General features: G+C 31.1%; 18 protein-coding genes. All 18 read left to right on the top strand.

Annotation, left to right across the window (positions count from 1 at the left end; genetic code table 11):
* Window positions 1-251: 251 nt before the first annotated feature.
* The 18 genes from KPL50_RS16815 to KPL50_RS16735 all read left to right on the top strand — a co-directional run bounded on the left by KPL50_RS16815 (window position 252) and on the right by KPL50_RS16735 (window position 13,700).
* Window positions 252-665, top strand: a complete 414-nt coding sequence (locus KPL50_RS16815; protein ID WP_216299703.1) for an N-acetyltransferase — start codon at window positions 252-254, stop codon at window positions 663-665.
* Between the two features lie 186 nt (window positions 666-851).
* Complete coding sequence (locus KPL50_RS16810; protein ID WP_216299702.1) at window positions 852-1,061, top strand: hypothetical protein; 210 nt, start codon at window positions 852-854, stop codon at window positions 1,059-1,061.
* Window positions 1,062-1,208: 147 nt separating this feature from the next.
* Entirely contained in the window at window positions 1,209-1,385 is a 177-nt protein-coding gene (locus KPL50_RS16805; RefSeq protein ID WP_216299701.1) for an aspartyl-phosphate phosphatase Spo0E family protein, read from the top strand.
* A gap of 131 nt (window positions 1,386-1,516) precedes the next feature.
* Entirely contained in the window at window positions 1,517-1,684 is a 168-nt protein-coding gene (locus tag KPL50_RS16800; protein ID WP_216299700.1) for a hypothetical protein, read from the top strand.
* Window positions 1,685-1,912: 228 nt separating this feature from the next.
* Complete coding sequence (locus KPL50_RS16795; protein ID WP_216299706.1) at window positions 1,913-2,065, top strand: hypothetical protein; 153 nt, start codon at window positions 1,913-1,915, stop codon at window positions 2,063-2,065.
* A gap of 193 nt (window positions 2,066-2,258) precedes the next feature.
* Window positions 2,259-2,783 (top strand): GNAT family N-acetyltransferase, encoded by a 525-nt coding sequence (locus tag KPL50_RS16790; protein WP_216299699.1) that lies wholly within the window; start codon window positions 2,259-2,261, stop codon window positions 2,781-2,783.
* Between the two features lie 216 nt (window positions 2,784-2,999).
* Window positions 3,000-3,443: a GNAT family N-acetyltransferase gene (locus KPL50_RS16785; protein WP_216299698.1), complete on the top strand. Its 444-nt coding sequence runs from the start codon at window positions 3,000-3,002 to the stop codon at window positions 3,441-3,443.
* A gap of 176 nt (window positions 3,444-3,619) precedes the next feature.
* Entirely contained in the window at window positions 3,620-3,742 is a 123-nt protein-coding gene (locus KPL50_RS27525; RefSeq protein WP_290443246.1) for a hypothetical protein, read from the top strand.
* A gap of 154 nt (window positions 3,743-3,896) precedes the next feature.
* Entirely contained in the window at window positions 3,897-4,853 is a 957-nt protein-coding gene (locus KPL50_RS16780; RefSeq protein ID WP_216299697.1) for an alpha/beta fold hydrolase, read from the top strand.
* Window positions 4,854-5,107: 254 nt separating this feature from the next.
* The gene (locus KPL50_RS16775) at window positions 5,108-5,743 is read left to right on the top strand and encodes a chloramphenicol acetyltransferase (RefSeq protein WP_216299696.1); all 636 of its coding nucleotides are present in this window, start codon (window positions 5,108-5,110) and stop codon (window positions 5,741-5,743) included.
* Window positions 5,744-5,975: 232 nt separating this feature from the next.
* Entirely contained in the window at window positions 5,976-6,665 is a 690-nt protein-coding gene (locus tag KPL50_RS16770; protein WP_216299695.1) for an aspartate/glutamate racemase family protein, read from the top strand.
* A 195-nt stretch (window positions 6,666-6,860) separates the two neighbouring features.
* The gene (gene fosX / locus KPL50_RS16765; RefSeq protein ID WP_216299694.1) at window positions 6,861-7,274 is read left to right on the top strand and encodes a FosX/FosE/FosI family fosfomycin resistance hydrolase; all 414 of its coding nucleotides are present in this window, start codon (window positions 6,861-6,863) and stop codon (window positions 7,272-7,274) included.
* A 183-nt stretch (window positions 7,275-7,457) separates the two neighbouring features.
* Window positions 7,458-8,165 (top strand): RNA polymerase sporulation sigma factor SigK, encoded by a 708-nt coding sequence (gene sigK / locus KPL50_RS16760; RefSeq protein ID WP_216299693.1) that lies wholly within the window; start codon window positions 7,458-7,460, stop codon window positions 8,163-8,165.
* A 97-nt stretch (window positions 8,166-8,262) separates the two neighbouring features.
* The gene (locus KPL50_RS16755; RefSeq protein WP_216299692.1) at window positions 8,263-8,526 is read left to right on the top strand and encodes a hypothetical protein; all 264 of its coding nucleotides are present in this window, start codon (window positions 8,263-8,265) and stop codon (window positions 8,524-8,526) included.
* A 417-nt stretch (window positions 8,527-8,943) separates the two neighbouring features.
* Window positions 8,944-9,984, top strand: coding sequence for a sugar phosphate nucleotidyltransferase (locus tag KPL50_RS16750; protein WP_216299691.1), 1,041 nt, complete (start codon window positions 8,944-8,946; stop codon window positions 9,982-9,984).
* Between the two features lie 268 nt (window positions 9,985-10,252).
* Entirely contained in the window at window positions 10,253-11,386 is a 1,134-nt protein-coding gene (locus KPL50_RS16745; protein WP_216299690.1) for a glycerate kinase, read from the top strand.
* A gap of 91 nt (window positions 11,387-11,477) precedes the next feature.
* Window positions 11,478-12,833 carry a GntP family permease gene (locus KPL50_RS16740; RefSeq protein ID WP_216299689.1) on the top strand — a complete coding sequence of 452 codons (1,356 nt, stop codon included), beginning with the start codon at window positions 11,478-11,480 and terminating at the stop codon, window positions 12,831-12,833.
* 297 nt (window positions 12,834-13,130) lie between these two features.
* On the top strand, window positions 13,131-13,700 hold the full coding sequence (locus KPL50_RS16735; protein WP_216299688.1) for a flavodoxin family protein: 570 nt from the start codon (window positions 13,131-13,133) through the stop codon (window positions 13,698-13,700).

Genomic DNA, 13,700 nt, shown 5'->3' with positions numbered 1-13,700 from the left:
GTTGTTTTAACTGTGAATGTTATTATGAGGAGCCGTATGCGGGAAAGCCGCACGTACGGATTCTGTGAGGGGCTTACATTGTGAGGTGTAAGTCTACTCGACTGTAGAGTTAAGTAACATAATTTTAGATTTAGTTGTGTCGTATCTTTCTTAAGTTACGTCACAACCGTAATCAATTGCGTACCACTGGTTGTCTAAACACAATTACTTTAAAATCTCGAAAGAAGACTCTAAGTAAGGGGGGCTTTAGCATGAATAACAAACTATCTATTGAATCAGAATTAAGTAAAGAAAGTCTAAAAATAATTGAAGATGGATTAAGAGCGTTTAATCTATCTAAAACATCTGAAGAAAACATACCACTAAATATCCTATTGAGGAGTGATGATAAGATTATTGGTGGACTCCAAGGAAACTACAATGCACAGTGGTTGTACATCAATTCACTCTGGGTAGATAGTACATATAGGGGAAACGGATATGGCAGGAAAATGATGCTTGCAGTAGAGGAAGAAGTAGTAAAAAGAGGTGTTACTAACTCATACCTGCAAACTACACATGCACTAGGATTTTATCAAAAATTAGGATATGAAGTTTTTACTGTTATAGAAAATTCCCCTACAGGATTTAATATGTATTACGTAAAAAAGTCTTTAATACTTTAAGATGATGCGAATCTTTCTCATTAGGCGTCACAAACAATAAGAGTTTGTGGCGTTCTTACTTGTGACGACTTAGGAAAACATGGTGCAGTAAAGTTTGGACTATTCCAATTTTTACTGTTATGTCATATAATGGTAACAATGATTCGGAATCGTAATCTAAGGTGCAATAACAGGGGGTATCTTAAAATGAAATATTTTGGCTATTTAGTATTAGGATTTATAGTTTTTGGGATTGTTGAATTCCTATCCGCAAATGTGGAGGGGGGTGGTATATCGGTACTTTGTGCAATTGTAGTAATATGCACAGTAATAATAGTTGATACCATCAAAAATAATAATCATGAGAAGCAAATAGTTAATTCGCTTTCTTCAGATATTAGGCGTCACAAACAATAAAAGTTTGTGGCGTTTTTAGTTGCTACGATTTAAGGAAAATAGTCCGACACAACCAAAGGAAATCCAAGAGCATTTTTGCCCCTCTAAAATGGTTTTGAGTTACTAAAATTCTTTTAAGTTGGTAATACTACTTTTGGAGGTGTTACAATGTCTGAAATAGAAGATTTACTTAAAGATGTAGAAATTTTAAGAGAAAAATTATTATTCTTAATTGACAAAAAACAAGATAACTTAGTTGATCCAGAGGTAGTAAATATAAGTAAAGTTTTGAACGCAGCATTAAATGAATATAATAAAGTTTTAGAAAAAAAGTTAAAAAGATAAGAGGATCTTAATGGTCCTCTTTTTAATGCAAAATATATAAGGAAAGAAGTAATGGGAATTGACAAATTGTTAGATAAACTAGGCTTGATTTTTGCAGGTGCAGCAACACTACTTACTTGGGCTTTTGGCATATGGGAAAAGGGAGTGCAGGTATTATTTTGCTGCATGGTGTTGGACTAATGTATGATTACATTTTAATGAGATGGACTATGGCTTATGTAACTGATTTATGGGTAATGGATAGAGTATCAAAGTTTCTTACTGATGCTCAATCTGCAGTAATTTTAAATACTACATAAACTCCTGGGACATTATTATCAAAAATGGCAACGGTATAATTTTAAAGGGTAAAGTGACACTCAATAGGGTGTTTTTATTTTGACCTTTTACTAAACAATTTGAATATCTCTAATCTTTATATTTATGCTATAATATGGTATTATTAAGTAACAATTGTATTTTATTGTGCGATGCATAGATTATTTATGTACTATGTGCTAAATACTGATAGGAATGAGGGTGATAAATTGAACAGAGATAGAAATTGGACGGTTTTGTTTATAGGCGGTGCCTCAGGTATGGGTAAATCAAGTGTTGCCTATGAACTGGCTCATTTTTATAACGTGAATGTCATGGAAGTAATTTTGTCAAAACAGGCAATGTCGTTAATTTTAAATTAAGGTCATATTCTTCATATTAGACGTCACAAACAATAAAAGTTTGTGGCGTTTTTACTTGTGACGACTTAGAAAAATATGCTGACATGAAGATTAGGATATATCTATTATTTATATTTATGATAAATTATGGTATTATTAAGACGGAATCGTAAACTTAAACGAATTAATATATATAAAATATGGGGGATAAATTATGAATGATTTATTTTTAGTTGAACCAAATAAAAAATATCAAAAGAGTTTTGAAAATTATGTTTTAGCATACAAAAATTCAGATGATATTTATTATTTTACTAAGTACAGAAAAGGATTAGAGGATTTTGATGGATATTTAAATGACCTACATAATATTTCTAAAGGAATAGATCTACCTCAAGGTTGGGTTAAAACTTTAACCTTTTGGCTAATTGATAATAGTGAAGTAGTAGGAGTAGTAAGAGTTAGGCATCAGGATGTAGGTACAGATGGGCATATAGGTTATGATATATCACCAAGTTATAGAAAAAAGGGGTATGGTACTGAAATTCTTAAATTAGCATTAGTTGAAGCAGAAAAAATATGTATAAAAGAAGTAATAGTTACTTGTAACATAGAAAATATACCTTCAAGAAAAATTATTGAAAAGAATAATGGTAAATTATTAGGTTCAGTTTTTGATGAAGAAGAAAATGAAAATTTATATCGATATAGTATTCTCACATCTATGATATTTCATTAAATAATGACATATTTATTGAAGTTGATAATACGGAATGTTTTTATTAGACGTCACAAACAATAAAAGTTTGTGGTGTTTTTAGTTGTGACGACTTAGGAAAATATGCTGACATGAAGATTAGGATATATCTATTATTTATATTTATGATAAATTATGGTCTTATTAAGACGGAATCGTAGTATTATACGCAATAAATGTATTAAGGAGTAGATAATTATGAGTGAGATTTTCGATATTTCTTATAATGACATTGATATCATCAAGAACCTTTGGGAAAAGAACAGGTTGCATCATGAGGATAGTTCAGAATATTTTAAAGAATCATATCGATCCATTAGCTTTGATGAAAGAATAAAGGCTTTTTCTATGTTTAATAAAGATACAATGAAAATAACTGTGGCTAAAAACAATGATAAATATATAGGATATTGTATATCAACCATAGTGGATGGAACGGGTGAACTTCAATCACTGCATGTTGGTGAGAGTAATCGAGGTAATGGAGTTGGGAGGCAACTTGCATCCAAACACATAGAATGGATGAAGGAAATGGATTGTAAAGTGATTGGAGTAACTGTGTCCCAGGAGAATGAATCAACGATATGTTTTTATAAGAAGCTTGGATTTCATCCTAATACCTTATATATGCAACAAAAATAGAAAAGTTATAAATGAATTATTTATAAAAATACCCTATTATTCTGAAAATTGAATTTTACGGTGTTTTTATTATGTACGATTGATTCTAAATTATGATTCTTCACAATGTTCATTTTAGGCGTCACAAACAATAAAAGTTTGTGGCGTTTTTACTTGTGACAAGGAGGTTTTATTTAGTGGAAGAACTATTAAAAAAAAAGAAAATACTTGAAGATAAATTAGAAGAACGTAAGATACATACAAACATGCTTATTACATTAGTATTTAAAATAAATATCAAAAAGAATATGATGAAATAATATTAAAAATTAAAGAATTAAGTTAAGTGACAACTGGAAAACATGGTGCAGTAAAGTTTGGACTATTCCAATTTTACTGTTATGTTATATAATGGTAACAATGATTCGGAATCGTAAAAAAAGGTGTCACAAAGAGAAAAGGAGAATTGGAATTATGAAAAATAAGTCAAAGAGGTTAATTTATATTGATGAATATGTATCAATTAATGGTATTAATCAATATCTATTTCATTCTGGTACAAAGTATGATAATCCAGTAATGTTGTTTTTGCATGGTGGTCCTGGCAGTGCTGAATCACTATTTGCACATGCCTTTCAAGAAAAATGGGAAGATATTTTTACAGTAGTTCATTGGGATCAACGTGGCTCTGGAAAAACTCTTACAAAGAATCCTGATAAATATCCTACAATTGATTTGATGATAAAGGATTTGTTTGAAATTATTCAATATCTAAAGAAAAAATATAATAAACAAAAGATAATTATACTTGGTCATTCTTGGGGAAGTGTTTTAGGAAGTACGTTTATAAAGCAATATCCAGAAGAAGTAGCTTATTATATTGGAGTCGGACAAGTTGTTGGTTTTCTTGAGAATGAACGCGTTGGGTATGAAAAAGTTAAGGAATTAATTATAGAAGCTAATGATAAGAAAGCTCTAAAAAAAATTGAAGCAATAGGAGCTTATCCTGGAGATCAGTATGACGCTAAATTTATGGGTAAATGTAACAAAATACGTAGAATCCAAGGTAAATATAACTTAGCTGTTAAGATTGATTTTTCCATATTTATAACTGCATTTAAAAGTCCTATTTTTAAGTTCTCAGATCTTTCGGCATTGATAAAAGGACTTAAAGCAAACGAAAAGGTACTAGAATTTTTAGGAGCCTTTGACTTAAGATCAGAACCAGCAGAATATAAAGTACCGATTTACTACATTTTAGGCGGAAATGATTGGCAAACGCCCTATGTTATTGCACAAGAATACTTTAATAGAATAAATGCTCCATATAAAAAATTTTATTTAATACCTAATGCTGGACATATGACAATGCTGGATCAGTCACAATTATTTTTTGAAGCACTATTAGAAATTAATAACAAGGAGATATAACCCCTATAAGAATAAGTAAATCGCTATGGTAAAACAATTCCAGCTGAGGAATTTGCAGATAGTATCTATTATTAGGCGTCACAAACAATAAAAGTTTGTGGCGTTTTTACTTGTGACAACTGGAAAACATGGTGCAGTAAAGATTGGACTATTCCAATTTTTACTGTTATGTTATATAATGGTAACAATGATTCGGAATCGTATTTTATGACGAAGTTTAGTTCAAGAAAATTTTTAGGGAGAGTGATATATAGATGAAGTTTGTAGATATAGAAAATTGGGAAAGAAAAAATCATTACAACTATTTTAAACAACTTGATTATCCTCATTTTAATATTTGTGGGAATGTTGATATTACGGAGTTTTATAGATTTATTAAGGAAAAAGAAAATCCGTTTTTTATATCAATGTTGTATGTTGTTACAAAAACAGCAAATAGCATAAAGGAATTTCGTTATAGGATAAGAGAAGATAAAATAATTGAACATGAAATGGTCAATCCTTCTTTTACAGTAATGACTTCAAATGAAATATTTAGTTTTTGTACAGCAGAATTTATAGATGGATTTAAAGAATTTAAGATTAACACATCAAATGAAATAGAAAAAACAAAAAATAATGTAAGTGTTGGAAATGAACCATGTCGTGATGACCTCCTATATACTACAAGTATTCCATGGGTTTCATTTACTAGTATAACTCACCCAATTCAAATGAAACCTGTTGCTAGTGTCCCAATGATAGCATGGGGTAAATTCTTTGAGGAAAATGGGAAGATAAAGTTACCACTATCTGTTCAAGTACATCACTCACTGGTAGATGGCGTACATGTTGGGCACTACTTTAATAAAATTCAAGAAATTTTAGATAATCCTGTAAAGTATTTATAATATTTGCTTTTATAAAAAATAATTTTGCGTTTATTCAGTTGATTCGTAATGTTCATTTATGTCGTCACAAACAATAAAATTTTGTGGCGTTTTTACTTGTGACTATTTAGGAAAATATGCTGAGATAAAGACTGGGAGTATCCTAATCTTCAAATTTATGTTATATTATGGTATTATTAAGATGGAATCGTATTTTTAAATGAACTAACTTATTTGAGAGGAGGTAATTTGAATGAGTGAAAAAAAATTAATTGGAATTTTGGCTGGAATGGGTCCAAGGTCAACAGCGCCATTTATTGATCTAGTTATTGATGAATGTCAATTTCAATACGGAGCAAAATACGATGAGGAATTTCCCGAAATGATGATATATTCTTTACCTACTCCATTTTATATCGACCGTCCAATAAATCATGAACTTATAAAAAAAACTATAATTGAGGGATTACAAAAGATTGAGTCAATTGGTGTGAGTTTTATTGCAATGCCATGTAATTCAGCACATATATATTTTAAAGAATTGAAAGAATCAATTAATGTCCCTTTATTAAATATTGTAGAAGAGACCTTAAAGAAATTACCTAAAGTTTCACAAAAAATAACTTTATTTTCAACAAGCTCAACATTTGAGTCTACAATTTATCAGAAGGGTATAATAGATAGTGGTCATGAATTTATTTTTAAAGATGGATGGCAAGTAAAATTAAATAATCTTATTCAAAACATAAAAATAGATAGTGAGAATGCACAGAACATTGACATTTGGAATGAGCTTATTGAAGATGTAGAAAAGGAATCTATCGAAAATATAGTGATGGCTTGTACTGATTTAAATGTAGTATTAGAAAAATCACATCCTCGGATTAATATCATTAACTCATCAAAATGTTTAGCTGAATCAGTTGTTAGTAATTATTTATAATTAGTCAAATAAAGTTAGTTAATTATATTCTTATTAGACGCCACAAACAATAAAAGTTTGTGGCGTTTTTAGTTGTGGCAACTTAGGAATATATGCTGACATGAAGAATAGGATATATCTATTATTTATATTTATGATAAATTATGGTATTATTAAGCCGGAATCGTAATCTAAGACAAAGAAAGGTAGATATATATGATTGAAAGCGTAAGCCATATTACTTTTGTTGTGAAAAATTTAGACAAAACTACTGAATTATTTAAAGAACTATTTAATGCTAAAGAAGTTTATTATAGTGGTGAAAAAAAACATTCTTTATTTAAGGAGCGTTTTTTTATTATTGGTAATCAATGGATAGCTGTTATGGAAGATACAAATATACTTAACAGAACTTATCATCATATAGCATTTAAAATATCAGATTCTGATGTAAATAGTTATTTGGATAAAATTAAAACTCTAAATTTAGAATTAAAGCCTCCAAGGAAAAGAGTATCTGAAGAAGGCTATTCTATATACTTTTATGACTATGATAATAATTTATTTGAGCTTCATACGGAAATATTAGAGAAAAGATTAGCTTCGTATATAGAGATAGATAGTATATAAACGTTATTTATATTAAGTCATATTATTCTGGTAGCTGATAAGTTAAGATTAGAAAATAAGGTTAGCTAGCTCGTAGCTTCAAATGAAAAAAAAATTGCAAAATAATTAAATGAGGTTCATTTATAGGCAACTTTAATAAAAATAATCATATTATATTAATAAGCACTATTAGGAGGAACATCTTTGCTTTTCATAAACAGTTTATTAGATATGATTGGAAATATTACATTTTTGACAGCTTATATAACTGGGAATAATTCATTCCCTCAACCATTATGTGAAGAAGAAGAAAAATCCTATTTAACAAAGTTTAAGGAGGGTGATTTACTAGCTAAAGGCATATTAGTTGAACATAATTTGAGACTAGTTGCTCATATAGTAAAAAAATATTCTTACCCTGGAAAAGACGTGGATGACCTCATATCAATTGGAACTGTGGGACTAATTAAAGCTATTGATTCCTTTGATATAAGTAAGGGTACAAGGATTGCTACCTATGCTGCAAGGTGCATAGAAAATGAAATACTCATGCTTATACGCAATAATAAAAAGACAAAGGGTGAGGTGTACCTGCAGGACCCTATTGGCACTGATATGGAAGGAAATGAGATATCCCTTATAGATGTATTAAGTAGTGATGAAGATTCCATTTTTAAGATAGTAGAAAATAAAATGCAAATTAAAAACCTTTATGATAAAATAAATTTTGCTTTGAAGGATAGAGAAAAAACAATAATCCAAATGCGTTATGGAATACCTAACGGTATCCCTTTAACTCAAAGAGAAATCGCATTGATTTTAGGAATTTCTAGATCCTATGTTTCTAGAATTGAAAAGAGCGCATTGAAGAGGCTTAATAGGGAATTAAAGGATACTAATAATATAAAATAGAGCCTATAATTATATGTATCACTGGATTATTTTACCCTTTCCATTTTTCGTAAAATGATATACAATATATATACGAACATATGTTTGGAGGGGTGATATGAAAATTATAGCAAAGCCTATAGAAGTAGTTTCTTGGACTGATGCATTAGGGAATATAAATCCTGTGAGATTTAAAATTACTAATGAAGATGAAAGTAATTCTGTTGTTAAAATAGATAAAGTTATTTGCGTTGATAAAGAAAAGCTGGCGGGAAACAATATGCTGGTGTTTAAATGTCAGAGTGTAGTAAACGGAAATGATAAGCTGTATGAGATAAAATATGAGCTAAGTACTTGTAGGTGGATATTATTTAAGATTTAGATTATAGATTAAAAAAACACTACTGCACTTGGGGGAATCCAGTGCAGTAGTGTTTTGAATATGTTGTTTGTTATTAATTAAATAATTTAACATTTTCTCCAAAATTCGCTAATAAGCGTTTGGTGTGGTATAATGAACTTAGATACCGATTAACTGTGAAGATACTAATTTAATTGCATATTGTTTTATTAACGGAGCGCCAGCTGATTTTAATGTTACATTAAATAATTAGTTAAGGTGACTTTTTTATTATGACAGATAACAGTATTGGTCTTTCAACTGCAAATTAAAGTGAACTACTTTAACCACATTGCAGCATGGCAGAAGATGATTTAATACATGAAAAATAAGACTTTATAATGACACTTTTGCGAGAAAAGTGTGCTTTAAGGGACTAACTATTAAGGAGGAAAACTTATGAAAGCATTATTTCTTGTAGATGGAGTGGGGACTAACTTAGAACCATTAACTGACGATTTACCTAAATCTATGATACCAATGATGGCTAAACCACTTTTAGAAAGAAACATATTAAAACTTAAGGATTATGGTGTTGATGAAGTTATACTTAGTACAGGCCATAAGCCACAAAAAATTGAAAAGTATTTTGGCGATGGCACAAAATTAGGATTAAAAATCCATTATATAGGTGGGGATATTACTTTAGGTACAGGAGGTGCAATTAAAAATGCTGAGGAATTTTTCAATGATACTTTTATCGTATTTACTGAGGATATATTAAGTGATATTAATATTGAGGATATGATGAAATTTCACAAAGAAAAATGTGCATCAGTTACAATTGCAGTAACGAAAGTCGAAAATCCTTTTGATTACGATGTTATTGAATATAATGAGAATCTTTATGCTGAAAGATTTATTGAGAAATCAAAGCATTCAGAAATAAAATCAAACTATATTAATGCTGGAATATATATATTTGAACCAAATGTTTTAAAGGAAATCCCAGATTCACAGGTAGTATCAATAGAAAAAGAAACATGGCCACTACTATTAAAAAAAGGTTATCCTATTGCAGTTTATAAAAGTGATGCATATTGGATGGACATAGGGACCCTTGAAGAATATATTCAGGCCCATGAGGATATTTTAAGTGGAGACTATCCTTTATCAGAAATTAAAGGTGAGCACCAGAATATATTTGTAGGTGAAAATACAACAATTCATAGTTCTACTAAAATTATTGGTCCTACGTATATTGGTGAAAATACTAAAATTGCGGCTAATTCTATCATTGGTCCAAATACGATCATTGGTAATGATTGCAGAGTGGGACCAAACAATACAATCATTGACTCTATTGTTTGGGACAAAATAACACTTGAAAATAATTCAACAGTTTCAAGCGTTATTATTAACTCAGATTTTATGATATCCAATAGTAATCAAAATGTGAATAATGTTAAAACAGATGCTTTAAATAAAAAGATTGAATAAATAAAAGGTAGTAAATGTACCGATAAAGAGAAAAGAGATAGCCTGAGGCTATCTCTTTTCGGGTCTGTATTAAACTAAATGGCTCCATAAATCACAATTTATGGAGCTAGACATCCACAGCGCCATATATATTATTATAAGGTTAGCAATAGAGGTTTTTTTGTTATTATGAAGAATAATGTACTAATGGTAAACGTAATCCTAATTATTTTTTTATAGTATCATAATCACTTGTAAATCATTAAATATAAATCTTGGAGGTCTACATATGAAAATAATTATAGCACCAGATTCCTTTAAAGGTAGTCTCTCAGCCCTTGAGGTATGCGAAAATATTGAAATAGGAATAAGAGTAGTGTTTGATAATGCGGAAATAGTTAGAGTTCCTATGGCTGATGGTGGAGAGGGTACTGTTCAATCACTTGTAGATGCTACAGGAGGAAAACTAGTAAAATTAAAAGTAAAAGATCCACTTATGAGGACCATTGACGCCTTTTATGGCATACTTGGTGATGGTAACACTGCAGTGATTGAAATGGCTGCTGCATCTGGAATCACATTGTTATCAAAAGAAGAAAGAAATCCTATGAAAACAACAACCTATGGGACTGGGGAAATAATAGTGCATGCTTTGGACATGGGATGTAGAAATTTTATTATTGGCATAGGTGGTAGCGCAACTAATGATGGTGGTGCTGGTATGCTTAATGCATTAGGTGTAAAGCTTTTAGATGGAAACGGTGATGAAATAGGCTTTGGCGGTGGGTACTTAGATAAACTTGAAAATATAGATTTATCAAAAATTGATAGCCGAATAAAGCTATGTAATATAGTAGCAGCTTGTGATGTAGATAATCCACTTTGTGGTGAGAAAGGTGCATCGAATATTTTCGGCCCTCAAAAGGGTGCTGATGAGAATATGATTATTACCTTAGATAAGAATTTATCTCACTATGCAGATATGGTAGAAAAGTACTTAGGAATTTCAATTGTGGACTACCCAGGAGCTGGTGCGGCTGGGGGACTTGGTGGAGGGCTTCTTGCATTTTTGAATGCAAAATTACGGCCAGGTATTAACATTGTTATAGAAACTACAGCACTTGAAGACAAGCTAAAGGATGCGGACTTAGTTATAACTGGAGAAGGAATGATAGACTATCAGACTCAATATGGTAAAACACCTTATGGAGTAGCAAAGCTCGCTAAAAAGTATAATATTCCAGTAATAGCTATAGCTGGTGGTATAGGAAGGGATGCTGAAGAATTATATTCAAAAGGATTTGATAGTATTTTTTCAATTGTCGATAAGCCTATGTCGCTAGAGGAAGCAATGGAAAATAGCGACTTACTTTTACAAAAGACCGCAGAAAGAATTATGAGAGTCATAAAAATGAATATGTAGATAATGTAACTTAATTTATTTTATTATATAAAATAAGCTATGTAATGCCTTAAAGGCATTTCATATAGAAAATCTAAAGGGGGACAATATAATGGTACAAGGACCTATGTTAATCGTTATCTTGTTATTAGCAATTATCTTTATAGTACTTGCTACATCAAAGTTTAAACTACATCCATTTTTATCATTGATAATTGCATCATATGGATTAGCTTTTGCTGCAGGTGTGCCAATTGACAAAATAGCAGGCTTTATTTCAGCAGGTTTTGGAGGTACATTAACAAGTATTGGACTTGTAATACTTGCAGGTTGTATTATTGGTACTATTCTAGAAAAATCTGGTGGTGCTATTAAAATGGCAGAGGTTGTAATCAAGGCTGTAGGGGAAAAAAGACCTACAGTAGCTATGAGCATAATAGGGTATATAGTTTCTATACCTGTCTTCTGTGATTCAGGCTTTGTAATTCTTTCTTCTTTAAATAAAACTTTGGCAAAGAAAACAAAAACTTCTCTGGTAGCTATGTCAGTTGCACTTTCTACTGGACTTTATGCAACACATACGCTTGTTCCACCGACACCAGGCCCTATTGCAGCAGCGGCAAACTTAAAGCTTGATAACTTATTATTAGTAATCGTAATCGGTATGCTCGTTGCAATACCAGCTGTAATAGTAGGTAATGTTTTTGCGAATAAAGTAGCCTCAAAATATAAATCAAATATTGATACATCAGTTGATACGAGAACTTATGAAGAAGAACTGAAAAGGTATGGTAAGCTCCCCTCAGCAACAAAAGCTTTTGCACCAATAATTGTGCCTATAATTCTTATGGCATTAGGGTCCATTGCGAAGTTTCCAGGTAACCCTTTTGGTAAAGGCTTAGCATTTAGCATATTTGCATTTTTAGGTACCCCAGTAAATGCATTATTCGTAGGCGTTATATTTGCATTTATGCTAGTTCCAAAGCTTAATGAAGAGACACTTAATGGATGGGTGGGAACAGCCCTTAAGGATGCAGCCATAATACTTATAATTACTGCATCAGGAGGTGCCCTTGGTAATGTCATAAAGGAAATAAAAATCGGAGATTATTTAGGACAAAGCTTACAGACCTTAAATATAGGAATTTTTGTCCCATTTATAATAGCTGCTGCCTTAAAGACAGCACAAGGTTCTTCTACGGTAGCAATTGTTACTACATCAGCTTTATTATTTCCAATCCTACCTGCTTTGGGCTTTGATACTGAGATTGCAAAAGTTCTTGTGGTTATGGCAATAGGTGCTGGTGCAATGACAGTTTCGCATGCTAATGACAGTTATTTCTGGGTTGTATCACAATTTGGAGGAATGGATGTAAAGACTGCATACAAAACCCAGACAGTAGCCACATTGCTTCAAGGTATTGTCACAATATTAACAGTATTTATATTATCATTATTTCTTATATAAAATTAAGCCTGGATCTCATGGATTCTCCAGACATCAAGAAAGCATATCTAGGTGGCTAATATAAGCCCCCCACCGGGGGGGATTGTAAAAATATAGTGGAAGACAGTGATGGGAGCTGCTGAAGTAATTCAGTAGTTTTTTCGTCGTTAAAATGTAATATAAATATTAAAAAATGAAGAATAAGGAATATATGGCTTCTCAGTGGTGGCTTGTGGTAAAATGTAGATGTAAAAAGAGAATAAGAACTTAAACATTATGTCGTTATATGTATAAAAATTAAAAAAAGGGGGAATAAATTTGAAAACGGCTATTATTTTTCATAGTGTGTGTGGAAATACTTATTTGGTAGCAAAGGCTTTTTATGAAAGCTTTTTAAAAAAAGGAAAAGAAGTAGAGATTTACCGCGTATGGGATGAGAATCTAGAGGAATTATCAGAGCGATTTCCAGTAGCGAAGGAATATTTAGAAGAAATAATGAATATACCCATAGCAAAATGGGGGGATATATTAGATAAAGAACAAATTATTTTAGGATGTCCTACTTATTACGGGAATGTTTCTGCAGAAATGAAAGCGTATATGGATGCTGCATCAGAATTTTGGGCAGAAGGAAAATTAATAGGTAAAAGATTAACCGTATTTACATCTGCAGGGAGCCCGGAAGGTGGAGGACATTTGTGTCTACAAGCCTTGAATACTTTTGGACAGCATATGGGCATGATGCTACAATCAATTCCACCTAACCTAGTACCTAATGAAGATATTCCTGCATATGGAATGATTCATTATTCAGGAGCATTAGGAGACCAAAGACCTGGTGAAAAACTATTATGTGCAATAGATAAGTATGTAGAAAAATATGTGTAA

This window comes from Clostridium sp. CF012 (assembly GCF_018861755.1).
Taxonomy (GTDB): Bacteria; Bacillota; Clostridia; order Clostridiales; family Clostridiaceae; genus Clostridium_AD.
Note: the sequence above shows the minus strand (reverse complement) of the source record. Positions and strands in the feature narration are given on the sequence as shown.